Source organism: Mycobacterium sp. NTMscope_MAC_269, from assembly GCF_976985695.1.
On record NZ_OZ335668.1, the window covers coordinates 4543074 to 4567513 of the forward strand.

Below are 24440 nucleotides of genomic sequence, written 5' to 3' on the forward strand. Positions count from 1 at the left end.
TCGGTCCCATGGAGTCTCCAGACCCAACCGCAGCACACGAGCTGGCCGTGCGGATGGCCGATCTTGCGCGTGAGATCGCCACGCCACGCTCGCTCGACGACGTCCTCGCCGACGTGACGGCCGCCGCGGTCGAGCTGATACCGGCCGCCGACCTCGCTGGGGTGCTGCTGCTCAAGGCGGGTGGGGAGTTCGAATCGGTCGCGGACACCGACAGCCTGGTCGCCCAGCTCGACAAGCTGCAGCACGATTTCGGTGAGGGGCCGTGTCACGACGCGGCCCTCAAGGAAACGATCGTGCGCAGCGACGACATGCGCGACGAACCGCGCTGGCCCCGGTACGCCCCGGCGGCAGTCGAACGCGGCGTGCTCGGCGGCCTGTCGTTCAAGCTGTACACCGCGGAACGCACCGCCGGCGCGCTGAACCTGTTCAGTTTCCAGTCCGGCGTGTGGGACACCGAAGCCGAGACCATCGGAACCGTGTTCGCCGCGCATGCCGCCTCGGCGATCATGGCCGGGCGCCACGGGCTGCAGATGCAGTCGGCCCTGTCGACGCGAGACCGAATCGGGCAGGCCAAGGGCATCATCATGGAGCGCTACGGCGTCGACGACGTGCGCGCCTTCGAATTGCTGCGTCGGCTGTCGCAGGAGAGCCAGACCAAGCTCATCGACATCGCCCAGCGGGTGATCGACACCCGCGGCGAAGTCTGATCCTTGTTCGCCCCGCTCTAGGATGGGGTGGCTTCAGCAACGAGTCCGGCGCGGCGCGGCGCCGGGGAATGGTGGCCACGGTGTGGGACTTCGAAACTGACCCCGAATACCAGGCGAAGCTGGACTGGGTTGAAAAATTCATGGCCGAGGAGCTGGAGCCGCTCGATCTGGTCGCCCTCGACCCCTACGACAAGAAGAACGCCGAGATGATGGCCGTCCTGCGGCCCTTGCAGCAGCAGGTGAAGGAGCAGGGGCTGTGGGCCGCGCACCTGCGCCCGGAGTTGGGCGGCCAGGGCTTCGGTCAGGTCAAACTCGCGCTGCTCAACGAAATCCTGGGCAGATCCCGCTGGGCCCCGTCGGTCTTCGGCTGCCAAGCGCCGGACTCCGGCAATGCCGAGATTCTCGCGCTGTTCGGCACCGACGAGCAAAAGGCGCGCTATCTGCAGCCGCTCTTGGACGGCGAGATCACCTCGTGCTATTCGATGACCGAACCCCAGGGGGGTTCCGACCCGGGGCAGTTCGTCACCGCGGCCATCCGTGACGGCGACTACTGGGTCATCAACGGCGAAAAGTGGTTCTCCACCAACGCCAAACACGCGTCGTTCTTCATCGTCATGGCGGTCACCAACGCCGACGCCCGCACCTACGACAAGATGTCGCTGTTCATCGTTCCCGCCGAGACGCCGGGCATCGAGATCGTGCGCAACGTCGGCGTCGGCGCGGAGTCGTCACAGCGCGCCAGCCACGCCTACGTCCGCTACAACGACGTGCGGGTGCCCGCCGATCACGTGCTCGGCGGTGAGGGGCAGGCGTTCATGATCGCGCAGACCCGGCTCGGCGGGGGGCGGATCCACCACGCGATGCGCACAATTGCCTTGGCGCGCAGTGCCTTCGACATGATGTGCGAACGAGCGGTGTCACGCAAAACCCGGCACGGGCGGCTCGCCGATTTCCAGATGACCCAGGAGAAGATCGCCGACAGCTGGATCCAGATCGAACAGTTCCGGCTGCTGGTGCTGCGCACCGCGTGGTTGATCGACAAGCACCACGATTACCAGAAGGTGCGGCGCGACATCGCGGCGGTGAAGGTCGCGATGCCCCAGGTGCTGCACGACGTCGCGCAGCGGGCCATGCACCTGCACGGCGCGCTCGGCGTCTCCGACGAGATGCCCTTCGTCAAAATGATGGTCGCCGCCGAGTCGCTGGGCATCGCCGACGGCGCCACCGAGCTGCACAAGATGACGGTGGCCCGCCGCACGCTGCGCGAATACGAGCCGGTGACAACGCCTTTCCCGTCGGCCCATATCCCCACCCGGCGGGCGGAAGCCCAGGCGCGGCTGGCTGAACGCCTGGAACACGCGGTCGCCGAGTTCTAACGTCGAGCGTCGACCTGTTGGGCGAAAAACCCGCTTCCCTTCAGGGGGTGAATGCAACAGCTTCTAGATGAGGAGTTGTTGTGCGTCCGTCGTCGTTGTCATGGTTGGGCCGTCGGTTTTGGGATCACATCAAGGAGGGAATGTCGCCCGGTGAGGCCGGGGTGGCTGTCGGCGTGTCGATGTCCAGTGGTCAGCAATGGTTTGCTGATGCTGGCGGGGTGAGACCAAAGTTTCCAGCAGTTGGGCCCCGCTCGCGGCCTCGGCTGAGCTATGAGGAGCGCGAAGAGATCCAGGACGGTGTGGCCCGTGGCGAGTCGATCCGTGACATCGCGAATCGGTTGGGTCGTCACCCAACGACGGTGATGCGTGAGATCAACCGCAATGGGTGGTGCCGCGGGCGCTACCGGGCGCGGTATCGATTCGGCGCCCGATGGCGCGGCGGGTGGGATCCCCGGCCGCGTTATCGCGCGAGTAAGGCCCATGCGCGCGCCCGGGAGCGGGCTCGCCGGCCCAAACCGGGCAAGCTGGCCACCAACCAGCGGCTGCATGATGAGGTGCAGACTCGGTTGCAAGACCAGCACAGTCCCACCCAGATTGCTCAGCGGCTGGTGATGGATTTTCCCGACGAGGCGGAGATGCGGGTGTCCCACGAGACGATCTATCAAGCGATTTACGTTCAGGGCAAAGGGAACTTGCGCCGCGAGTTGCACAGCTGCCTGCGCACCGGGCGTGCACTGCGCAAACCCCAGCGCCGCGCCGATCAGCGCCGCGGCCGCATCCCGAACATGGTCAACATCAGCGAGCGCCCACCCGAGGTCGAAGACCGCGCCGTACCCGGGCATTGGGAGGGCGATCTGATCCTGGGCAGCGCCGCATCGGCCTCGGCGATCGGCACCGTGGTGGAGCGGATGACGCGGTTCGTGATGCTGCTGCACCTGCCTGAGGACCACACAGCGCTGGCGCTGCAGGAGGCCATCGTGGCCAAAATGGCGCAGCTGCCGGCAATCCTGCGCAAAACACTGACCTGGGATCAAGGCAAAGAAATGGCCAACCACATCGCCATCGCCGAGGCCGCCCAACTGGATATCTACTTTTGCGACCCCCACTCACCGTGGCAGCGCGGCACCAACGAAAACACCAACGGACTGCTGCGCCAATACTTTGCTAAAGGCACCGACCTATCCGCGTTTCCCGCCGACTACCTCGACTACGTCGCCGCCAAACTCAACAACCGGCCCCGCCAAACACTGGGCTGGAAAACCCCCGCCGAAGCCCTCGACGAACTACTCTCCAACCCGTCAAAACCACCCGCTGTTGCAAACACCGCGTGAAACCGCCCCGTTATCCACCCCAACAAGTCGACGCTCGATGCGGGTTTCGGGGCGCGTCGTCGGCGCGGGTTTTAGGCGACGAAGCGGACGACGCTCTCGGCCACGCACGCCGGCTTGGCCGAGCCCTCGATCTCGACGATGGTCGAGAGGGTGGCCTGCACGGCGCCGTTGCCCACGTCGTCGACGCTGACCAGCGAGAGTTGCGCGCGCACCCGCGAGCCGACCGGAACCGGCGCGGGAAAACGAACCTTGTTGAGGCCGTAGTTGATTGCGAGCTTGATGCCGTTGACGGTGTAGATCTGGTGCTGCAGCTGAGGCAACAGCGCCAGGGTCATGAAACCGTGGGCGATGGTCTTGCCGAACGGCCCGGACGCGGCTCGCTCCGGATCGACGTGGATCCACTGGTGATCGCCGGTCGCGTCGGCGAACAGGTTGATGTCTTCCTGGGTGATGGTGACCCAGTCACTGTGTCCCAGAGTCTCGCCCGCCGCGGCGGTGAGGTCGGCGACTGATTCAAAGGTTCGCATGCGTGTTCTCCTTGGTTTCGGCTGATAACAATAGCGTTGGGCCGCACGGTTAGCCCCGGGCCCTCGCGGGTAGTAGCCGGTGAACGGACGCACCCATCTCACGGAAGGGCCGCTTCATGCCCGATGTGATCGCGCATCACGGACTTGTCAAAGACACCCGCCTGCATCTCGACGACACCGGTGGCACGGGTCGACCGGTATTGCTCATGCACCCCTGGCCACTGTCCGGGCAGGCATGGTCGGCTCAGGTCCCGGTCCTGCACGCCGCCGGCTATCGGGTCATCACGTATGACCGGCGTGGGTTCGGTCGCAGCGACAAGCCGCTCACCGGCTACAGCTACGAAAGCCTCACGCACGATCTGCACAGCCTGATCGAGTCCCTCGACCTGCGTAGCCTCACTCTGGTGGGCTCGTCCATGGGGGGCGGCGAGATCGCCCGCTACCTGTCGACCTACGGCGCCGACCGGGTGCACAGCGTCGTGTTCGCCTCGTCGGTGACCCCGTACCTGTTGCAGACCACCGCCAATCCGGACGGGCCGCTCACCATGAAGGACGCGGCGCGGGCGACCGCCGCGTTCGTCAAGGACCAAGACGCCTTCTACGACCAACAAATGACCGAATTCTTCACCGCCAACGGGCAATTGCGCGTGAGCGGTGCGACGCGCGACGCCGCGCTCGGGCTGTGCAAGCAGGCGAGCAAGGAGGCGTCGCTGGCGTGCATGGCCGCGTGGGCCAACACCGACTTCCGGGGTGACCTGGCGCGGGTGTCGGTGCCGACGCTGATCATCCACGGCGAGGGCGACGAATCCGTGCCGCTGCACGGGTCGGCACTGCGCACGCACGAAGCGATATCGGGCAGCGAACTGCGGGTGATCGCCGACGGGCCGCACGGCTGCCACATCAGCCATCCCGAGGAATTCAATGCCGCGCTGCTCGATTTCCTGGCGCGCTAGCTCGAGTGTGTTTCACCAAGAGCAACGAGGGAATCCCTTTCCGAAGGCAATGAGCTGCAGGGAAGGAAAGCATGCTCGAAGATAAGGGACACAAATCCGAGCCCGACGTCGAACCCGAAACGCACCAAACGCGGTCGCGTGCCGCCGCAGGCGAGGAGGATGGCTCCTACGTCGGAGCGGCCGGGGCCGATGACGATTTCGATGCCGGCGAGACCGGGGCGGAAGCGCGAAGCGAACAAGACTGACAGCGCACGGCGATGCCGTGGCGCGCCCGCTGTCAGGCCAAGCCGTACAGCACGACCGCGATGCCCACGATCACGAGCGTGACCGCCATGATCTCTCGGTGCCGACGCTGAATCCAATGTCGTAGCCGTTCAAGTCGCGAATCGATGCGCGGGCCGACGACAAAGTAAGCGAGGATCGGCGCTGCCACAGTCGAATTCGCCAGGAGGGTGTAGTAGGCGACGGCGGTAACGGCGCTCGCACCGGAGAAGGGGGCGATCTCGGCACCGACGGCCGCGCTGGCGGCCAACACTTTTGGGTTGGCCAGCATTGGAAACATGCCGATTCCGGCCGCCGCCACAGGGCTTATGGTGCCAACACTCCCCTCCCATCCGGGAGGGGAGGCCGAACCGCGACGCAACCACCACAGGCGCGCCCCCAACCCCACGAGGGTTGCGCCTCCGGCCATTGTCACCCAGTCGACCCATCGGGGGGCGGGTTGCAGCAGCATGTCGAACAGTCGCGGGACGCGCATGAACGCGAACGTGAGCGTTCCCAGCGAAACCAATCTTCCCAGGAGGTAGGCGACACTGGACGTATACGGCCGGTCATGGTGAACAAGCAGCAGCAACGACACCACAATGGGCACGGGAGACAGCGCGATCACCACCGCCGGTGCGGTCAGCTTCGCTGCCACCAGGCCTGAAAGCACCGACAAATCAACGCCTTTCAGGAAGGATGCGCGGCCGGTGCGTCACGCGGGTCCCCCGGGGAAGCCGCGAGACAGCGGTCGGTGGGCGGCGACGCATCTGCCGACGCGTCAGCCCAGTGCGCCGATCGCCGCTTGCAGCTTGGCGGTCGCCTGGTCCGCGACGTCCTGCAATGCGCCCGCCTGGCCGGTGACTTTGACCATGAGTTGCGGATCCATCGCCTCGACCAGGACTGCGTCGCCGTCGCCGGCCGGGTCGGAACGCACCACCACGTTGCACGGCAATAACTGGCCGATCTGGCGATGGATGTCCAGTGCGCGATGCGCCAGCGCGGGGTTGCAGGCACCCAGGATGAGATAGTCCTCCATCTCCTCCCCGAGCTTTTGCTTCAGCGTCGCTTTCACATCGATGGTGGTCAGTACGCCGAAACCCTGATCGGCCAGCGCCTTTGTGGTTCGGTCCACCGCGTCCTCGAACGAGGTGTGCAGCGTGGTGCTCAATCCCGATGTCATGTGTTTCTCCTCTTTCAGCGTTGAACTACCCAAGTTTTCGCCGTGTACCGCGTCAGGCCGCAGTACGTGGCCGTTGCAACTGAGCGAATTGCGGTGTTGCGGCCAACGTGGCGACCGCATCGAACAGCGCGGCGGCGGCGTGCGTGTCCGGTAGCGCGGTCAGGACCGGCCCGAAGAATGCGTGCTCGCCGATCTGCAGGATCGGGCTGCCGCCGGTTTCACCCAGCGCGTCTTGCCCAGCCTGATGCTCCCGGCGCACGAGTTCGTCCAGGGTGGCGTCCGAGACCGCCGCGGCGAGGGCGCCGCGGGCGCCGACCGTCGTCAGCGTGTGCGCGACGAGGCCGGCATCCAGGGGTTCCGAACGGTCGAAGTAACGCTTCCCGAAGGCGAAATACGCGGCCGCCCATCCGGTGGCGTCCGGTTCGCGGGCGATGGCGGCCATCAGCCGGCCGATCTGTTGTGAGTCACGCATCCGGGCCCGCTGGGCGGGCGGCAGTTCGCGGCCCTCATTGAGAACGGCCAGATTCATCAGCCGCCAATCGACGGCCCAGCCGGCCTTCTCGGCGACGGCGTGCAGCCAACGCGCGGTGTTCCATGAGAACGGGCACACCGGGTCTAGCCACAGCGTCACCTTCGGTTCGGTGTGATCGCGCTGCGCTGAGGACATTTGCCTCTTCCCCTTCCGTAGCAGCCGGGCCCTTACGCCAGGCTGAGGAACAGTTTTTCCAGTTCATCGATGGACAGCGCCGGCTGATCGTCTTCCCGCGTGATGCAGTCGCGCAGGCCGGACGCGATGATCTTGAACCCGGCGCGGTCCAACGCCTTCGACACCGCCGCCAACTGCGTCACGACGTCTTTGCAGCTACGCCCCTGCTCGATCATCGAGATGACTCCACCGAGCTGACCGTGCGCCCGACGTAACCGGGTGAGGACGACGTCGATGTCGCCGGGGTCGTGCCTCGCGACGCCTTCTTTGTCCGGTCCGCTGCCGTTGCCTGTGATCGCCATGCACCCTTTATACCATACCCCGTAGGGTATATGCTGACGGCGCGGGCAGGGATTGCCCGTCGCACGGAAGAGCACCGATCAAGGGGGTCTCGATGTTGACGTTCGCCAAACGCGCCTGGGTGCCGCTCGTCGTCGTGGTGGCGGTTGCCCTCGGCGGTGACGCCGTCATGCGGCTGCGCGGCGTATTCGGCACCGACGAAATCTTCTCGGTGACCGGCAGCAGCGCCGCGCCACTCGAGGCTTCGCACGTGAAGCGGGTGACTTACGCGGTCTACGGCCCCAGCGGCACAACGGGAAGCGTGAGCTACCTGGACAGCGCAGCGAAGCCACAACAGGCGAACTTCACCACCCTGCCCTGGGACTTCACGATCACGACGACCGTGCCGGCCGTGTTCGCGAGCGTTGTGGCACAGGGCAATAGCGATGACATCGGGTGCCGTATCACCGTCAACGGCGAGGTCAAGGATGAGCGGTCCTCGGCCGGACACCACGCGCAGACTTCCTGTTTGGTGAAGGCCGCATGAGCACCCACAACGAGACTCGCCCGAAATTCATGCGGTTTGTCCGCAGGTTCGCCGTGCCGATCTTGCTGGGCTGGCTGCTGTTGACCGTCGCGCTGAATGTGCTTGTGCCGCCGATCGAATCGGTGGCGCGCAACCACGCGGTGACGATGTCACCGCAAGACGCGCCGGCGATGATCGCCGCCAAGCACATCGGTGCCACCTTCCACGAGTCCGATTCCGACAGCACCGCGATGATTGTCCTGGAGGGTGACAAGCCGCTCGGCGACGAGGCGCGCCGCTACTACGACGGCCTGGTGACAAAGCTGCGGGCCGATCCCAAGCACGTGCAGCACGTCCAGAACGTGTGGGGCGATCCACTCACGGCCGCCGGTGTCCAGAGCCGGGACGGCAAAGCCGCCTACGTCCAACTCAATCTGGCGGGTAACCAGGGCAGCACCGAAGGAAACGAATCCGTCAAGGCGGTGCGGGACATCGTCAGCAATTCAGCACGGCCCCAAGGGCTCAACGTCTACGTCACCGGGCCGGCCCCGCTGACCACGGACATGAACGAAGCCGCCGACAAAAGCATGTTCAAGATGATGGGCGTGACCGGCGTGGTCATCATGATCATGCTCTTCATCGCCTACCGTTCCATCAGCACGGTGCTACTGGTTCTCGTCATGGTCGGTTTCGAAATGGGGACCGCCAGAGGACTTGTCGCGCTCCTCGGGAGCAACGGCCTGCTGGGATTCTCTACGTTCGTCGTCGCCATGCTGTCCTCGTTGGCGATCGCGGCGGGTACCGATTACGCGATCTTTCTCATCGGTCGGTACCAGGAGGCACGGCAGGCCGGCCACGATCGGGAAACCGCCTATTACACGATGTACCGCGGGACCTTTCATATCATCTTGGGCTCGGGGCTCACGATCGCCGGGGCCACCTTCTGTCTCCACCTGGCGCGTCTGTCGTATTTCAAGGCACTGGGCATTCCGTCCGCGTTGGGATTGGTCGTCGTCGTCGCCGGCGCGCTCACCGCCGCGCCCGCCGTGGTCGCCGTTGCCAGCCGATTCGGCCTGCTCGATCCGAAACGGGCCGTCAAGGTCCACGGATGGCGGCGGGTCGGCACCGCGACCGTGCGATGGCCCGGCCCGGTGCTCGCGGTCTCGCTGGCCATCGCCGTCGTCGGCATCCTCGTCATGCCGAGCATGAAGGTCAGCTACAACGATCGCTTCTACATCCCCGCCGACCTGCCATCGAATGTCGGATATGCCGCCGCGGAGCGCCATTTCAGCGCCGCGACAATGAATCCCGACGTCCTCATGGTCGAGAGCGATCACGACATGCGTAACAGCGGTGACATGATCATCCTGGATCGGATTGCCAAGGACGTCTTTCGTTCGCCGGGAATCGCGATGGTGCAAAGCATCACCCGCCCGCTGGGCGGGCCGATCGAGCACACGTCGATACCGTTTCAGATCAGCGCCCAATCGATTCCGATCCAGCAGAACCTTCAATTCATGAGGGACCGCACGGCCGACATGCTCACGATGAGCGATGACCTCGGCGCCATGATCGTTTCGATGGAACGGATGCGAGGCTTGCTGGCACAGATGAGCGACACGACGCATCGCATGATCGGCGACATGCATGAGATGCAATCGACAGTGGACCAGATGCGAGACCATCTGGCGGACTTCGACGATTTCGCCAGGCCGTTCCGCAACTATTTGTATTGGGAACAACACTGTTTCAACATCCCCGTCTGCTGGGCATCGAGGTCGGTGTTCGAGGCGATCGACGGCGTGGACAAATTCAGCGCCAACATGAAGACGTTCATCAACGACATGGACAATGTCGACGCGATACTGCCGCAGTTGCTCGCGCAGTTCCCGCCGATCATCGCCGTGGCGAAGTCCATGCAGGCAACCCTGCTCACGATGCACAGCAGCTTCTCGGGCCTGGTCACGCAGATGGCCCAGATGACCGATACGGCGAGCGCGATGGGTCAGGCCTTCGACGCGTCCAAGAGTGGCGACTATTTCTATCTTCCCCCGGAAGCGTTCCAGAACGCCGACTTTCAGCGCGGCCTGAAACTCTTCCTCTCGCAGGATGGCAAGGCCGCGCGGTTCATCATCACCCACGAGGCGGATCCGGCGACGCCTGCAGGCATCTCGGCGGTCAAGCCGGAGCTGGCCGCCGCCCAGCAGGCCGTCAAGGGAACCAACCTGACCGGCGCGAAGTTCTCCCTCGCCGGCACGGCGGCAATCTACCGCGATATCCAAGCGGGCTCCCAATATGACCTGCTGATCGTCGGAATAGCCGCTCTGACATTGATTTTCGCCGTCATGTTGGTCATCACCCGCGCGTTGATCGCGTCGCTGGTGATCATCGGAACGGTGCTGGTGTCGCTGGGTGCCGCGTTCGGGCTGTCGGTGTTGGTGTGGCAACACCTCTTCGGACTGGATCTGAACTGGATTGCACCGGTCTTCGGGTTGATCATCCTGCTGGCCGTCGGATCCGACTACAACCTGTTGCTGGTGTCGCGGTTCCAGGAGGAGATCGGCGCCGGACTGAGGACGGGCATCATCCGCTCGATGGGCAGCACCGGCGGCGTGGTCACCGCAGCCGGCCTCGTCTTCGCGTTCACCATGATGTCGATGGTCGCCAGCGACCTGCGCTCGATCGGACAGGCCGGCAGCACGATCGGGCTTGGCCTGTTGTTCGACACCCTGATCGTGCGCTCGCTGATGACGCCGTCCATCGCGGCGCTGCTCGGTCGTTGGTTCTGGTGGCCGCTGCGGGTGCGCCCGCGTCCCGCCAGCGCCATGTTGCGGCCCTTCGGACCGCGTCGGCTGGTTCGTTCGCTGGTTCTCGGGCAGGACGCCGGTAACCCGGACCCCATGGGGCCGAGGCCGGAAAGGCCCGGAGCGCTCACAATGGGTCCGTGAGGCTGCTGTTGATCGCCGATACCCATATCCCCAAACGCGCCCGCGACCTGCCCGCACAGGTGTGGGACGAGGTCGCCGGGGCCGACGTCGTCATGCACGCCGGGGACTGGATCGCCGCGGAGTTCCTCGACCGCCTCGAAAACGTCGCGACCCGCCTGGTGGGGTGCTGGGGAAACAACGACGGCCCGGCCTTGCGGGCCCGGCTCCCCGAGCGGGCGGACGTGACCCTGGCGGGTGTCCGGTTCACCGTCACCCACGAAACCGGCGCCACCGCCGGCCGCGAAGCGCGCATGGCGCGGCTGTACCCGGAAAGCCAGGTGCTGGTGTTCGGGCACAGCCACATCCCCTGGGACAGCACCACCGAGACCGGGTTGCGCCTGCTCAATCCCGGGTCCCCCACCGACCGGCGCCGCCAGCCGTTCTGCACATATATGACCGCCGACGTCGACGACGGCGCGGTGACCGACGTCGTGCTGCATCGCCTGCCCAGGTAGCGGGTACATACCGGAGGCGGAGCTTCCCCATATAAATAGCTCGGCTACAGAGGTATCATGGCGGAAGTGAACACACGCACCGATGTCGCAACCGACCTGTTCGGCGTGGTCGGCCGGTTCCGCCGGCAGCTGCGCCGGTCGGCCGGCCGCGCGTTCGATTCGTCGCGACTCTCCGAATCGCAGTCCGAGCTGTTGTGGCTGGTCGGCCGGCGCCCGGGAATCTCGGTCAGCGCCGCGGCGGCCGAGCTCGGGCTGGTGGCCAATACCGCCTCGACCCTGGTCACCAAGCTGGTATCCGACGGCCTGCTGCGGCGCACCGCCGGCGACACCGACCGCCGCGTGTGCCGACTTCAGCTCGCCGAGCCCGCCCAGCAGATCCTCGACGCGTCGCGCGCCGCGCGGCGCGCCTTGCTGTCCGAGGTGCTCGACGAACTCGACGCCGACGAAATCGAGTCCTTGACAAAGGGATTGGAGGTCCTCGACACGATGACCCGAATGCTTCAGGAGCGGCGATCATGAGCGCGGCGGTGCCGATGGCCATCGACGCCAAACACCTGACGTATCGCTATGGCCAGTTCACCGCCGTCGACGACGTGACATTGCAGGTCCGGCCCGGCGAAACCATGGGCCTGCTGGGGCCCAACGGCGCCGGAAAGACGACCATGGTCCGGATGCTGACCACGTTGGCCCCGGTGCAGCACGGTGAACTGCGCATTTTCGGCATGGATGCGCGGCGCCAGACCACCGATATCAGAGCCAATATCGGCTATGTGCCGCAACAGCTTTCGATCGAGCCCGCATTGACGGGCCGGCAGAACGTGGAGTGGTTCGCGCGGTTGTACGGGGTGCCGCGCGCCGAGCGCTCCGATCGCGTCGACCAGGCGCTGGCCGCCATGGACCTGTCCGACGTGGCCGACCGCATGGCGTCGGCCTACTCCGGCGGCATGGTCCGGCGTCTCGAGGTGGCGCAGGCACTGGTCAATCGGCCGTCGCTGCTGGTGTTGGACGAGCCGACGGTGGGGCTGGATCCGATCGCGCGCGACGGCGTGTGGTCGCAGGTGCGAAAGATGCAGGCTCAGTTCGGCATGACGGTGCTGCTGACCACCCACTACATGGAGGAGGCCGACGCGCTGTGTGACCGCGTGGCGCTGATGCACCAGGGCGCGTTGCGGGCCGTCGGCTCCCCCGACGTGTTGAAGGCCCAGATCTCGAAGGGGTCGGCGGGCGCCACGCTCGAGGATGTCTTCCGCCATTACGCGGCAACGGGTTTGGACAACGCGGTGGATTCGGCCGAGGAATCCGCGTCCATTCGTGAAATCCGCTCCAGCAGAACGGTGGCGCGCCGTGTCGGTTGATAGCGCCGCGGCCGGGACACTGCTGCGCGCGCCGCGGGGCTGGCAGCGGATCGGCGCGCTGTCCGGCCGCATCGGGGCATTCGCGATCGTCGAACTGCAGAAGCTGCAACACGACCGGACCGAGCTGGTCACCCGGATGGTGCAGCCAGCGCTGTGGCTGCTGATTTTCGGTACCACCTTCAGCCACTTACACGTCATCGCCACCGGGTCGGTGTCGTATCTGGCCTTCCTGGCGCCCGGGATCATCGCCCAGTCGGCGTTGTTCATCTCCATTTTCTATGGGATACAGATCATTTGGGACCGGGACGCCGGCGTCCTGGCCAAGCTCATGGTGACACCGGCACCGGCGTCGGCGCTGATCACCGGCAAGGCGTTTGCGGCCGGGGTGCGTTCAGTGGCCCAGGTCGTCGGCGTGATGGCGCTGGCCTACCTGATGGGTGTGGGCCTGACGATCAATCCCTTGCGGATCGCGGCGGCGATGGCCGTCGTCATGCTCGGCGCCGCGTTCTTCGCCTGCCTGTCGATGACGCTGGCCGGCCTGGTGCGCAATCGCGATCGCCTGATGGGCATCGGACAAGCGATCACGATGCCTCTGTTCTTCGCCTCCAACGCGCTGTACCCGGTTGACGTGATGCCGGCGTGGTTGCGCGCACTGAGCAAGGTCAATCCCCTCAGTTACGAGGTCGATGCCCTGCGCGCGCTGCTGATCGGGACCCCGTTCAACCCGATCGGCATCGTCGTGCTGGTGGTGGCGGCGGTGCTCGGAATCACCGCGGCGTCAACGCTTTTGCGCCGCCTGGTCGCCTAGACCGCCACGGCGGCTCTAGCGGACGCGCGGGCACGGCGCAAGGGTTCGGCATGGTTCCGAGAATCGATCGTGACCCGAATGTGACGATGTCTGGCCGACTCTCAATCGTTAGCCAACCGCGATCAGTCACCGCGGCCACGACAACCGAATCCGGCCCTCCCCTTGTGTTTCACTCCCCGAGAACAGATTCCACCGCACGGTGCGGCAGATGAAAGTTGGGATGGGTAGAGAGCTATGTCGTTCATCGAAAAGATGCGAAAGTTGCGTGGCGCGGGGGCGAACATGCCGCGCCGACTGGCGATCGCGGCCGTCGGGGCCTCCCTGCTGTCCGGTCTCGTCGCCGCCACCGGGGGTTTCCCCACCGCGAGCGCGTTTTCCAAGCCGGGGCTCCCGGTGGAATACCTGGAGGTGCCGTCGCCGTCGATGGGCCGCAACATCAAAGTCCAGTTCCAGCCGGGCGGCGCGCACGCCGTGTACCTCCTGGACGGCCTGCGCGCGCAGGACGACTACAACGGCTGGGACATCAACACCCCCGCATTCGAGGAGTTCTACCAGTCCGGCCTGTCGGTGATCATGCCGGTCGGCGGCCAGTCCAGCTTCTACAGCAACTGGTACCAGCCGTCGTCGGGCAACGGGCAGAACTACACCTACAAGTGGGAGACGTTTCTGACCCAGGAAATGCCGCTGTGGATGCAGGCCAACAAGCAGATCTCGCCGGCGGGCAACGCCGCGGTGGGGCTGTCGATGTCGGGCGGCTCCGCACTGATCCTGGCGGCCTACTACCCGCAGCAGTTCCCGTACGCCGCCGCGCTGTCGGGCTTCCTCAACCCGTCCGAGGGGTGGTGGCCCACCCTGATCGGGCTGGCGATGAACGACGCGGGCGGTTACAACGCCAACAGCATGTGGGGGCCGTCGAGCGACCCGGCGTGGAAGCGCAACGACCCGATGATCCAGATTCCGAGACTGGTCGCCAACAACACCCGCCTTTGGGTCTACTGCGGTAACGGCACCCCCAGCGACCTCGGCGGCGACAACATGCCGGCCAAATTCCTGGAGGGCATGACGCTGCGCACCAATGAGCAGTTCCAGAACAACTACGTGGCCGCCGGCGGGCGCAACGGCGTTTTCAACTTCCCGGCCAACGGGACACACTCGTGGCCCTACTGGAACCAGCAGCTGATGGCCATGAAGCCCGACATGCAGCAGGTGCTGCTGGCCAGCAACACCACCCCGCAACCCGCGCAACCGGCACAGCCGGCACAACCAGCCACCTGAACCCGACGAACCAGCATCGGCAGTAGCGCACCGGTCAGCGCTACTGCCGATGCTCTTTTTCGCCCGCGCCGAGCAGGGCGCGCCGATCGGAGTGGAAGTAGGTGTAGCCGGTGGTAAACGCGCACACGACCGTGGCCATCACCAGCATCCACGTCCCATTGACGAACAGGCTGATGAAACCGCCCACGGTGGCGCCCACCACGAAGCTGGCGAACAGCAGGAAATAACCCAGCCAGTCCGCCGCCGTCCCCCCGGCGATATGGCGCTCGATGCCCTGGCCCATCTTGACCAACGTCCCGGTCACGTAGCTGAGCGAGACCGACACCTCGCCGTCCTTGACGAACGAGGTGTTCAGGGCCCCAATGCCGAACGTCAGCAACATGATCGGCGCGAAATCGAGCAGGTTCTCTTCCCAACCCTCGTCGATGACGTCCACCATGGTGGCCGCCGCCAGGCTGAACGTCGTCAGCACCGTCGGCCCATGCGGGTGCGCCACCCAGAAGTGCCGGCGGCACACCGAGGCGATCACCACACCGGAGACGAAGCACACGATCAACACGCCCGCCGTCACCGACAGCAACACGTCGCCGCGGAAATACCCGAGCATCGCCCGCTGGGCGTTCCCCGTCATGAAGGTCACGAAGTAGCCGGCGGAATGCGTGAAGGCGGTCGCTCCCAGGATTCCCGCCACCACCGCCAGCACCCACGACAACCGCGACTCACTGTTGTTGATCTCGTTCGGCACACGCACATGGTTCCAGAAGCCGGCGGTGCGCGCAGCGCACGGCGATGAGCCCGATAACGGACGAACCCCTAGACCGCGGTCAGGCGGGCAATCGAACGCAGCGGGATCGGGAGCCAGCCGGGCCGGTGCCGCGCCTCGTAGCCGGCCTCGTAGACGGCCTTGTCCAGTTCGTAGGCGGCCAGCAGCTGCGCCGAATCGCGGGGGTCGACCCCGGAGGCGGCCGCGTAGCCGTCGCAGAACGCGGCGCGGTTGCGTTCGACCCATTCGCGGGCCCGGGCCGCCAGCTGCTTGTCCGTGTTATTAGAGGCCTGGTCCACCAGTGGCCCGTAGGCGGCGTATTCGAATGACCGCAGGACGCCGGCCACGTCGCGCAGCGGCGAATCGGGCGCGCGGCGTTCCTCGAGCGGCTGGCCCGGCTCGCCTTCGAAGTCGATGAGCAACCAGCTTTCCGGCGTGCGCAGCACCTGTCCCAGGTGCAGGTCACCATGGACGCGCTGCACAGTGATCGTCTCGGCGACCAACTTGCCGAACCGCTCTTCGATGGTCGCCGCGCAGTCCCTGAGCTCGGGAACCAGGGCCACGGTCGACGACAGCCGCGCCAGCACGTTGTCCACCGGGAAGACCGCGTGCGAGGTGCCGAGGGTCTCGGCCAGGGTGGCGTGCACGGAGGCCACGGCTTCACCGAGGCGGAACGACTCCCCGGCGAAGTCGCCGCCGACCTCGTACGCGTACAGATCGCCCTCGGCGAACAGGTCGCGAACGCTGGCGGTGGCCATCGCCCAGCCTTCGGCGGCGTTGGCGGCGAACTCGGTGACCATGCCCAGCGGCCACACCTCGTCGGCGGCCTGGCCCGGACCCGTCATCTCGTAGGTGCCCAGCAGGCGGGCGACGTGCGGGTTGCCGGCGCGGCCCAGCACGCGGTTGAGCTCGATGTCGGGGTTGATGCCGCTGCTGACCCGGCGGAACACCTTGAAGATCGCGTCCCGGTCAAAGATGACGCTGGTGTTGGACTGTTCGGCGTCGGACACGTGCGCCATCGCCTCCAGCGGCAGCTCGACGCCGGGCTCCTTGGCGAATCGCACCTCGACGCCGGACGCGCCGCGCGTGGCCGACGAGTCGATGAGGGACAGCAGGAACTGCGGCGCATCGGCGTCATACATCGCGTCGAAACCGGTCCGGTCGTCGGCGGCGCCGATGGTGGCGACGCTGCTGTATTCGGAGACCGGGGCGGCATCCCACCGCACGATCACCTGGTAGCGGTCCCGGGATCCGTCGGCATAGGAGGCGTCGACGAGGACCAGGTCAAGGTCGTCGCGCAAGCCGATGACGACACTCGGTTCGGCGCCGGAGAGCTGGCGGTTGCGTCCGGCGTACCAGCGTTGCTGCGGAAGCCAGTCGGACCACGGCAGTTTGCCCGGTTCGGTCATGGTCATAGGGCCTCCTCCTCGCATCCGGTCAGCCGGAACCAATAGAACCCGTGTCCCGGCAGGGTCAGCAGATAGGGCAGGTGACCGATGCGCGGAAACTCCACCTGCCCGGTCAGCTCGACCGGCGTGCATCCACTCCAATGCTGCAGATTCAGTTCTATCGGCTGCGGGAACCGCGACAGGTTGTTGACGCACAGCACGGTGTCGCCGGCCTGGTCTCCTGCCGACACCTGCCGCACGAAGGCCAGGACCGACGGGTTCGAGCCGCCCAGCTCCTCGAAGGTTCCGATCGCGAAGGCCTCGTGGCGGCGCCGCACCGCCAGCATCGTCCGGGTGAAGTTGAGCAGCGACGTGCTCGTGTCGCGCTGCGCCTCGACGTTGACGGCCTGATAGCCGTAGACGGAGTCCTGGCTGGGCGGCAGATACAGCCGCCCGGGGTTGGCCTTGGAGAAGCCGGCGTTGCGGTCCGGCGTCCACTGCATCGGCGTGCGCACCCCGTCGCGGTCACCCAGCCAGATCACGTCGCCCATGCCGATCTCGTCACCGTAGTAGAGGACGGGCGAGCCGGGCAGCGACAGCAGCAGCGCGGTGAACAGCTCGATCTGATTGCGGTCGTTGTCCAGCAGCGGCGCCAGCCGGCGGCGAATGCCGACGTTCGCCTTCATCCGCGGGTCCTTGGCGTACTCCGAGTACATGTAGTCGCGCTCTTCGTCGGTGACCATCTCCAGCGTCAACTCGTCGTGGTTACGCAGGAAGATCCCCCACTGCGCCAGGTCGGGGATCTCGGGCGTCTGGGCCAGGATCTCCGAGATCGGGAAGCGTGATTCGCGGCGGACCGCCATGAAGATGCGCGGCATCAGCGGGAAGTGAAATGCCATGTGGCATTCGTCGCCGCCGGTGGTCGCGTCACCGAAGTACTCGACGACGTCGGCCGGCCACTGGTTGGCCTCGGCCAGCAGCACACGGCCGGGGAACTCGTCGTCGATGACCTTGCGGACGCGCTTGAGGAAGGCGTGCGTCTCGGGCAGGTTCTCGCAGTTGGTGCCCTCCCGTTCGAACAGGTAGGGCACCGCGTCCAGCCGGAACCCGTCGATGCCCAGTTCGAGCCAGAAGCGGAGCACGTCAATCATGGCTTCCTGCACGGCCGGGTTGTCGTAGTTCAGGTCGGGCTGGTGCGAGAAGAACCGGTGCCAGTAGAACTGCTTGCGCACCGGGTCGAACGTCCAGTTGGACTCCTCGGTGTCGATGAAGATGATGCGGGCGTCGGTGTAACGCTCGCTGGTGTCGCTCCACACGTAGTAGTCGCCGTACGGGCCGTCGGGGTCATGGCGAGACTCCTGGAACCAGGGGTGCGAGTCGGAGGTGTGGTGCATCACCAGGTCGGTGATGACGCGGATGCCCCGCTCGTGCGCGGCGTTGAGCAGCGCGACGAAATCCTCGACCGTCCCGAACTCGGGCAGCACCTTGTAGAAGTCCCGGATGTCATAGCCGCCATCGCGCAGGGGCGAGTCGTAGAACGGGGGCAGCCAGATGCAGTCGATGCCCAGCCACTGCAGGTAGTCCAGCTGCCCCAGCAGTCCGCGCAGGTCACCGGCGCCGTCGGCGTTGGCGTCGAAGAACGCGCGGACCAGCACCTCGTAGAACACGGCGTGCTTGAACCAGGTCGGGTCGGTGGGCAACGCGGCGGCGTTGTTGAAGTCCTCGGCGTCGGGGTGCTCGACGACGCCGTCCTGGACGTGACTGCCCCCTTCGGGATGGTGCTCGACAGCTTCTCGTGCGTCGTTCATCAAATCCACGATGCCACGGGTACCCGAGGCGCGACATTCGGAATCACGGCCATATGTGGACGACGAATCACGGCCGGGGGCAAACGAATTGGCCTCCGGCCGGATGTCGTCGCCGGATGTGTCAGGCCGGCGGCCCCTCCGCCAGCGTGATGTTCGCGGTGCGGTCGGCGCCGTCAGCCGAGCGGTAATGCACCGCGATCGTGTCGCCGGGGTGGTGCGGGACGAGCACCTCGGTCATGGACGTCGCGCCGGTGATCGCGACGTTGTCGACGCCGGTGATGACGTCGCCGGCGGCGATCCCGGCGGCCCCGGCGGGCCCGGCGTTGACCACGCGCTGCACCCGCGCGCCGTTGCCGTTGTTGTCCATCACGCCCAGGCCCAGGAACGCGGTCGGGCCGATGTGCACGGTGTTGGAGCCGGCGCCGGCCCGGATCTGGTTGGCGACGCCCATCGCGCGGCCGATGGGAATGGCGAAGCCCTGCCCGCCGGACATCTTGTAGCTGTCGGTGGCGGCGGTGTCCACACCGATCACCTGCCCGGCGTTGTTCACCATGGGACCGCCGGAGTCGCCCGGCCTGATCGGCGCGTCGGCCTGGATGAGGCCGCCCAGGTTTTCCTGCGCACCGGTCAGCGTGTCGGTCGCCGAGACGCTCTGGTTGAGCGCGACGACCTTGCCGGTGACCGCGCTGGGCGTGCCGCCCTGACCGCCGGCGTTCCCCAGCGCGACGATCGGCTCGCCCACCGTGGCCTCGCCACCGATAGCGGCGGTGGGAAGCCCGGCGGCGCCGCGAAGCTGCAGCACCGCGATGTCTTGGGTCCGGTCGTAGCCGACCACGTCGACGGCGTAGGTCTGCCCGTTGCCGACGTCGAAGGCGCTGATGTCGGTGGCCCCCGAAATCACGTGGTTGTTGGTCAGCACGACGCCGTTCGGGTCGATCACGATGCCGGTGCCGGCGCCGACCGCGTTGTTATAGCCGAACTTGGTGTCGATGTTGACCACCTGCGGCCCCACCTGACCGACCATCGCCGACGGGTCCAGCGGCAGGGCGGGCGGCGACGCGGTCGCTGTTCCGAGGCCGATACCCGCGTCCAGACCGAGGCCGATTGCGACCACGGCCAGCACGCTGACCACCCTTGACCACCAGACCGAGCGGTGGTGCGATTTGCTCATCGGTGTCACCCTCCTGCGTCGCCGTAAACAACACACTGTCCCAGCCTCAGGCTCTGGGCGGCACAATTATGTGTACATAACCGTAATGCAGGTAGCTATGCACGGCATGTGCCAGGTTCTCGCCCCTAAGCTGACGCGGTGGGCGAATTCGACCCCCGGACCAGGTTCACCGAGTCCCCGGTAGCGCGGCTGGGCACCGTCACACCGGGCGGAGCGCCGCACCTGGTGCCGGTGGTCTTCGCGGTCGCCGCCGATCGGGACGTGGTCTACACCGCCGTCGACGCGAAACCGAAAACGACGCGGCGGCTGCGGCGGCTGGCCAACATCGACGCCAACCCCCGGGTGAGCCTGCTGGTCGACCACTACTCCGACGATTGGACCCAGCTGTGGTGGGTGCGGGTCGACGGTGTCGCCACCATCCACGACGACGGCCAGGCCCTGGAGGTCGGGCGCCGGCTGCTCAGTGCGAAATACCCTCAGTACCAATCGGTTTCGCTGGACGGTCCGGTCATCGCCATCGCCGTGCAGCACTGGTCGAGCTGGCATTACTGACTGCCCGGCGGTTCGATTCGGCCCGACGGTCTTGTGGTCGACCGAAGTTGGGTGGATGGTAGCTAGATAGGTGCTGGCTAGGTCAGCGACGGCGCGCCCCGGGCAACCTGGAGGAAAGTCATGGCGGACAGGACAACTACTTCTCAAGGCGCCGGAAACGCTCCTACCGCCAACGGTCCGGGCGAGATTCGCAACGTGGTTCTGGTGGGACCGTCGGGGGGCGGCAAAACCACTCTCGTCGAAGCGCTGTTGGTCGCCGCCGGCGTCCTGACCCGAAGCGGTTCGGTGGCCGACGGCAACACGGTCTGCGACTACGACGACGCCGAGATCCGGCAGCAGCGGTCGGTGGGCGTCGCCGTCGCGTCGCTGTCGCACGACGGCGTCAAGGTCAACCTCGTCGACACGCCCGGCTACGCCGACTTCGTCGGGGAACTGCGGGCCGGGCTGCGCGCCGCCGATTGCGCGCTGTTCGTGATCGCGGCCAACGAAGACGTCGACGAGCCCACCAAATCGCTGTGGCAGGAGTGCAACCAGGTCGGCATGCCGCGCGCCGTGGTGATCACCAAGCTCGACCACACCCGCGCGAATTATTCCGATGCGCTGGCTGCCGCGCAGAATGCGTTCGGCGACAAGGTTTTACCGCTCTACCTGCCGTCCGGGCTGCCCTCCTGCCACGGTCTGATCGGCCTGTTGTCGCAGGCGCGCTACGAGTACGCCGACGGCAAACGCACCATGCAGGCGCCGGACCCGTCGGACGCCGGGCAGATCGAGGAGGCGCGCGGCGCCCTGATCGAAGGGATCATCGAGGAGTCCGAGGACGAATCGCTGATGGAGCGGTATCTGGGCGGTGAGGCCATTGACGAATCCGTCCTCATCGCCGACCTGGAGCGGGCCGTCGCCCGCGGGTCGTTCTTCCCGGTGATCCCGGTCTGCAGCACCACCGGGGTGGGCACCTACGAGCTGCTGGAGGTCGCCACCCGCGGATTCCCGTCGCCGATGGAACACCCTCTGCCGGAGGTCTTTACGCAACTCGGCGCACCGCACGCCAGCCTGACGTGTGACACCGGCGCGCCGTTGCTCGCGGAGGTGGTGAAGACGACGTCGGACCCCTACGTGGGCAGGGTCAGCCTGGTCCGGGTGTTCTCCGGGACCATCAGGCCCGACACGACGATTCATGTGTCGGGCCATTTCGCGTCGTTCTTCGGCGGTCTCGAAGGGACGCAAGGCAATAGCCATGCGCACCCCGATCACGACGAGGACGAGCGCGTCGGCGTCCTGTCGTTTCCGCTGGGCAAACAGCAGCGCCAGGCCACGGCCGTGGTGGCCGGTGATATCTGCGCGATCGGCAAGCTGAGCCGCGCCGAGACGGGCGACACCCTTTCGGACAAGGCGGAGCCGCTGGTCCTCAAGCCCTGGACCATGCCCGAACCCCTGCTGCCGGTCGCGATCGCCGCCCACGCCAAGACCGACGAGGACAAGCTCTCGGTGGGGCTGGGCAGGTTGGCCGCCGAGGACCCGACGCTGCGGATCGAGCAGAACCAAGAAACCCACCAGGTCGTGCTGTGGTGCATGGGTGAGTCCCACGCCGGCGTGGTGCTCGATGCGCTGGCCAACCGGTACGGCGTCACCGTGGACACCGTCGAGCTGCGCGTCCCGCTGCGAGAAACCTTCGGCGGCAAGGCCAAAGGCCATGGCCGTCACGTCAAGCAGTCCGGCGGGCACGGCCAGTACGCGGTGTGCGACATCGAGGTGGAGCCGCTGCCGGAGGGCTCGGGCTTCGAGTTCGTGGACAAGGTGGTCGGCGGGGCGGTGCCCCGGCAGTTCATTCCGAGCGTGGAGAAAGGTGTGCGCGCCCAGATGGAGAAGGGGGTGCACGCGGGCTACCCGGTGGTCGACATCCGCGTCAGCCTGCTCGACGGCAAGGCGCACAGCGTCGACTCGTCGGACTTCGCGTTCCAGATGGCCGGCTCGCTGGCGCTGCGGGAGGCCGCGGCCGCGACGAAGGTGGCGCTGCTCGAGCCGATCGACGAGATCTCGGTGCTGGTGCCCGACGATTTCGTCGGCGCGGTGATGGGCGATCTGTCCAGCCGGCGCGGCCGGGTCCTCGGTTCCGACACCGCGGGCAACGAACGCACCGTCGTCAAGGCCGAGGTGCCCCAGGTGGAGCTGACCCGCTACGCCATCGATTTGCGGTCACTGGCGCACGGCGCCGCCTCGTTCACCCGATCGTTCGCCCGCTACGAACCCATGCCGGAATCCGCCGCGGCCCGGGTGAACGCCGGCGTCTGAGGCGGGGGCTTGCTAGCCCTCGTCCGATGGCGGCGCCCCGCTGCGCCCGAACTGTTCGGTGACGGCGCGCCGGTCCAGCGAGCCCTTGGCGGTGTGCGGCAACTCCGCCGCCTGTTGGAAGCCGGCCGGCACCTCGAAGGGGGCCAACCGGTCACGGCAGAACGAGGCCAGCTCCTCGGCGGTCGGCGCGGCGGATCCGCGGGGGACGATCACCGCGGCCACGGTCTCGCCGTACAGCGTGTCCGGCCTGCCGAACACGGCGACCTCCAGGACGTCGGGGTGGCTGGCCAGCACCGCCTCGACGCGCTCCGGCGAGATCTTCTCCCCGCCGCGGTTGATGAGTTCCTTGATGCGGCCGCGGATCACGAGGTCGCCGGCCGGCGACAGGGTGCCCAGATCGCCGGTGTGCAACCATCCACCGGTGAAGTTGGCGTCGGTGATCGACGGGTCGCCGAGGTAGCCCCGCACCACGGTGGGGCCGTGCAGCCACACCTCACCGACGGTCTCGGCGGGCAGCGGCTGACCGTCGGGTCCGACGATCCGGATCTCCGGGCCCGTCGAACGACCAACGAGACCCGGTGTGGCACCGGGGTTTTCGCTGTGTCCGGCGCCTTCGGCCGCCGTGGTGGCCACCTGGTGGGTCGCCTCGGTCATCCCGAACGCGCACACCACCGGGGCCGAGAACGTGTCCTGCAAGGCCTGCGCCGTCTCGGCGGTCAGCGGCGCGCTGCAGCTGCGGATGAAGCGCAGGGCGCCGGTGCCGGCGGGCCGCTCGGTTCGGGCGCGTTCCAGCAGGATCTGATGGATCGTCGGGACGGCCGTGTACCAGGAGGCCCGGACGGTCTCGATGTCGTCCCAGAACGTGTGCGCGGAGAACCGTCCACCCGCGGGCAGCAACACCGATCCCCCGGATGCCAGGGTGGCCAGCAGGGCGGCGAGCAGACCGTGCCCGTGGTAGAGCGGCATCACCGCGACGGTCGAATCTCGTTCTCCCAGAGCGTATCCGGCGACGATGGCCGCGACCGAGGCGGCGATGTTGTGGCGAGTCCAGGGAACCATCTTGGGCATGCCGGTGGTGCCGCCGGTGAACATGATCATGGCGTCGTCGTCGCGCAGGCCCTGCGGCGTCGCGACGTCGGGCTCGGGCGCGGCGGTGACGTCCAGGCTGACCGTTGGGGCGTCGGGCCCGACGTGCACCGCCAGGGGCCAGCCCGGCGGCGCCGTGTTGTCGTCATCGCTGAGTTTGTCGACGAGCACCGCGCGCGCACCCACCGCCTCACTGCGGGCGCGTTGCTCGCCTGCCGGCAGGGCCGGGTCGAGCGGAACCGCCACGAGATCGGCGCGCGACGCCGCCAACAGCCCGACGACGAATTCGGCGTTGCTGCCCGCGCGCAGCGCGACACGGTCACCCGCCCGCAGGCCGCCGGCCTTCAGCCGCGCGGCCAGATCATCGACCAGCCGGGACAATTCGCGGTAGCTGAGCGGTATGCGTTCGGCGGTGACGACCAGCGCGCACGCCTGCGGCGCCCGCCGCGCCGCCGCCTCGAGCAGGTCGGCGATGCGCGGGCCGGCGGACCTCGTGACCTCGCCACCGGTTGTCGAATCGGACCCCATCGCCGCGCTCCTTCCCAAACTTTGGCCGTCGCTGCCACCCTGCCCGGCGGTCGTCTGAGGCGCCAATACCGATTCACTCACGACCGATAACCCTCGGCTATCGAGAGCGTGGCCGCTTGGCGTGAG

Annotated in this window: 24 protein-coding genes; 14 read left to right on the forward strand and 10 right to left on the reverse strand. The window is 66.8% G+C overall.

What is annotated here, in order from left to right:
- Positions 1-8 precede the first annotated feature (8 nt).
- From ACZ50Z_RS21545 to ACZ50Z_RS21555, 3 genes are all read left to right on the forward strand, one after another.
- Positions 9-707 carry a GAF and ANTAR domain-containing protein gene (locus ACZ50Z_RS21545; protein WP_464485368.1) on the forward strand — a complete coding sequence of 233 codons (699 nt, stop codon included), beginning with the start codon at positions 9-11 and terminating at the stop codon, positions 705-707.
- 80 nt (positions 708-787) lie between these two features.
- Complete coding sequence (locus ACZ50Z_RS21550; protein WP_464485369.1) at positions 788-2083, forward strand: acyl-CoA dehydrogenase family protein; 1296 nt, start codon at positions 788-790, stop codon at positions 2081-2083.
- A 140-nt stretch (positions 2084-2223) separates the two neighbouring features.
- Entirely contained in the window at positions 2224-3414 is a 1191-nt protein-coding gene (locus tag ACZ50Z_RS21555) for an IS30 family transposase (RefSeq protein ID WP_464483774.1), read from the forward strand.
- 71 nt (positions 3415-3485) lie between these two features.
- Here the strand turns inward: ACZ50Z_RS21555 and ACZ50Z_RS21560 are convergent, their stop codons facing one another.
- Positions 3486-3941, reverse strand: a complete 456-nt coding sequence (locus ACZ50Z_RS21560; protein ID WP_464485370.1) for a MaoC family dehydratase — start codon at positions 3939-3941, stop codon at positions 3486-3488.
- 116 nt (positions 3942-4057) lie between these two features.
- On the opposite strand from ACZ50Z_RS21560, the gene ACZ50Z_RS21565 reads away from it, so the two are divergent.
- The gene (locus ACZ50Z_RS21565) at positions 4058-4894 is read left to right on the forward strand and encodes an alpha/beta fold hydrolase (protein ID WP_464485371.1); all 837 of its coding nucleotides are present in this window, start codon (positions 4058-4060) and stop codon (positions 4892-4894) included.
- Positions 4895-4965: 71 nt separating this feature from the next.
- Positions 4966-5139, forward strand: coding sequence for a hypothetical protein (locus ACZ50Z_RS21570; RefSeq protein ID WP_464485372.1), 174 nt, complete (start codon positions 4966-4968; stop codon positions 5137-5139).
- A gap of 32 nt (positions 5140-5171) precedes the next feature.
- Here ACZ50Z_RS21570 and ACZ50Z_RS21575 read toward each other — a convergent pair whose 3' ends face one another.
- The 4 genes from ACZ50Z_RS21575 to ACZ50Z_RS21590 all read right to left on the reverse strand — a co-directional run bounded on the left by ACZ50Z_RS21575 (position 5172) and on the right by ACZ50Z_RS21590 (position 7346).
- The gene (locus ACZ50Z_RS21575) at positions 5172-5813 is read right to left on the reverse strand and encodes a GAP family protein (RefSeq protein ID WP_464485373.1); all 642 of its coding nucleotides are present in this window, start codon (positions 5811-5813) and stop codon (positions 5172-5174) included.
- 123 nt (positions 5814-5936) lie between these two features.
- Positions 5937-6338, reverse strand: coding sequence for a DUF302 domain-containing protein (locus ACZ50Z_RS21580; protein WP_464485374.1), 402 nt, complete (start codon positions 6336-6338; stop codon positions 5937-5939).
- A gap of 52 nt (positions 6339-6390) precedes the next feature.
- Complete coding sequence (locus ACZ50Z_RS21585; protein WP_464485375.1) at positions 6391-7005, reverse strand: mycothiol-dependent nitroreductase Rv2466c family protein; 615 nt, start codon at positions 7003-7005, stop codon at positions 6391-6393.
- Positions 7006-7037: 32 nt separating this feature from the next.
- On the reverse strand, positions 7038-7346 hold the full coding sequence (locus ACZ50Z_RS21590; RefSeq protein ID WP_464485376.1) for a metal-sensitive transcriptional regulator: 309 nt from the start codon (positions 7344-7346) through the stop codon (positions 7038-7040).
- Positions 7347-7438: 92 nt separating this feature from the next.
- Here ACZ50Z_RS21590 and ACZ50Z_RS21595 point away from each other — a divergent pair, with 92 nt between their 5' ends.
- From ACZ50Z_RS21595 to ACZ50Z_RS21625, 7 genes are all read left to right on the forward strand, one after another.
- Positions 7439-7870: an MmpS family transport accessory protein gene (locus ACZ50Z_RS21595; protein WP_464485377.1), complete on the forward strand. Its 432-nt coding sequence runs from the start codon at positions 7439-7441 to the stop codon at positions 7868-7870.
- A gap of 29 nt (positions 7871-7899) precedes the next feature.
- A complete protein-coding gene (locus ACZ50Z_RS21600) occupies positions 7900-10797 on the forward strand; it encodes an MMPL/RND family transporter (protein ID WP_464486345.1) in 2898 nt (965 codons plus the stop codon).
- Complete coding sequence (locus ACZ50Z_RS21605) at positions 10794-11291, forward strand: metallophosphoesterase family protein (RefSeq protein WP_464485378.1); 498 nt, start codon at positions 10794-10796, stop codon at positions 11289-11291. The genes ACZ50Z_RS21600 and ACZ50Z_RS21605 overlap by 4 nt, the downstream gene beginning before the upstream one ends.
- Positions 11292-11348: 57 nt before the next feature.
- The gene (locus ACZ50Z_RS21610; RefSeq protein WP_464485379.1) at positions 11349-11810 is read left to right on the forward strand and encodes a MarR family winged helix-turn-helix transcriptional regulator; all 462 of its coding nucleotides are present in this window, start codon (positions 11349-11351) and stop codon (positions 11808-11810) included.
- The gene (locus ACZ50Z_RS21615) at positions 11807-12646 is read left to right on the forward strand and encodes an ATP-binding cassette domain-containing protein (protein WP_464485380.1); all 840 of its coding nucleotides are present in this window, start codon (positions 11807-11809) and stop codon (positions 12644-12646) included. Before ACZ50Z_RS21610 ends, ACZ50Z_RS21615 begins: the two co-directional genes overlap by 4 nt.
- The gene (locus tag ACZ50Z_RS21620; protein ID WP_464485381.1) at positions 12636-13454 is read left to right on the forward strand and encodes an ABC transporter permease; all 819 of its coding nucleotides are present in this window, start codon (positions 12636-12638) and stop codon (positions 13452-13454) included. The genes ACZ50Z_RS21615 and ACZ50Z_RS21620 overlap by 11 nt, the downstream gene beginning before the upstream one ends.
- Positions 13455-13688: 234 nt before the next feature.
- Entirely contained in the window at positions 13689-14729 is a 1041-nt protein-coding gene (locus ACZ50Z_RS21625) for an esterase family protein (protein ID WP_464485382.1), read from the forward strand.
- A 40-nt stretch (positions 14730-14769) separates the two neighbouring features.
- Here ACZ50Z_RS21625 and ACZ50Z_RS21630 read toward each other — a convergent pair whose 3' ends face one another.
- The 4 genes from ACZ50Z_RS21630 to ACZ50Z_RS21645 all read right to left on the reverse strand — a co-directional run bounded on the left by ACZ50Z_RS21630 (position 14770) and on the right by ACZ50Z_RS21645 (position 19859).
- Positions 14770-15474: a YoaK family protein gene (locus tag ACZ50Z_RS21630; RefSeq protein ID WP_464485383.1), complete on the reverse strand. Its 705-nt coding sequence runs from the start codon at positions 15472-15474 to the stop codon at positions 14770-14772.
- Between the two features lie 68 nt (positions 15475-15542).
- Complete coding sequence (locus ACZ50Z_RS21635; protein ID WP_464486346.1) at positions 15543-16901, reverse strand: maltokinase N-terminal cap-like domain-containing protein; 1359 nt, start codon at positions 16899-16901, stop codon at positions 15543-15545.
- Positions 16902-16903: 2 nt separating this feature from the next.
- The gene (gene treS / locus ACZ50Z_RS21640) at positions 16904-18688 is read right to left on the reverse strand and encodes a maltose alpha-D-glucosyltransferase (protein WP_464485384.1); all 1785 of its coding nucleotides are present in this window, start codon (positions 18686-18688) and stop codon (positions 16904-16906) included.
- A gap of 121 nt (positions 18689-18809) precedes the next feature.
- Entirely contained in the window at positions 18810-19859 is a 1050-nt protein-coding gene (locus ACZ50Z_RS21645) for a S1C family serine protease (protein ID WP_464485385.1), read from the reverse strand.
- Positions 19860-19997: 138 nt separating this feature from the next.
- Here ACZ50Z_RS21645 and ACZ50Z_RS21650 point away from each other — a divergent pair, with 138 nt between their 5' ends.
- Both ACZ50Z_RS21650 and ACZ50Z_RS21655 read left to right on the forward strand, forming a co-directional pair.
- Entirely contained in the window at positions 19998-20411 is a 414-nt protein-coding gene (locus ACZ50Z_RS21650) for a TIGR03668 family PPOX class F420-dependent oxidoreductase (RefSeq protein WP_464485386.1), read from the forward strand.
- A 120-nt stretch (positions 20412-20531) separates the two neighbouring features.
- On the forward strand, positions 20532-22700 hold the full coding sequence (locus ACZ50Z_RS21655) for an elongation factor G-like protein EF-G2 (RefSeq protein WP_464485387.1): 2169 nt from the start codon (positions 20532-20534) through the stop codon (positions 22698-22700).
- A gap of 12 nt (positions 22701-22712) precedes the next feature.
- On the opposite strand, the gene ACZ50Z_RS21660 is transcribed toward ACZ50Z_RS21655, so the two are convergent.
- Entirely contained in the window at positions 22713-24314 is a 1602-nt protein-coding gene (locus ACZ50Z_RS21660; RefSeq protein WP_464485388.1) for a FadD7 family fatty acid--CoA ligase, read from the reverse strand.
- Positions 24315-24440: the final 126 nt, after the last annotated feature.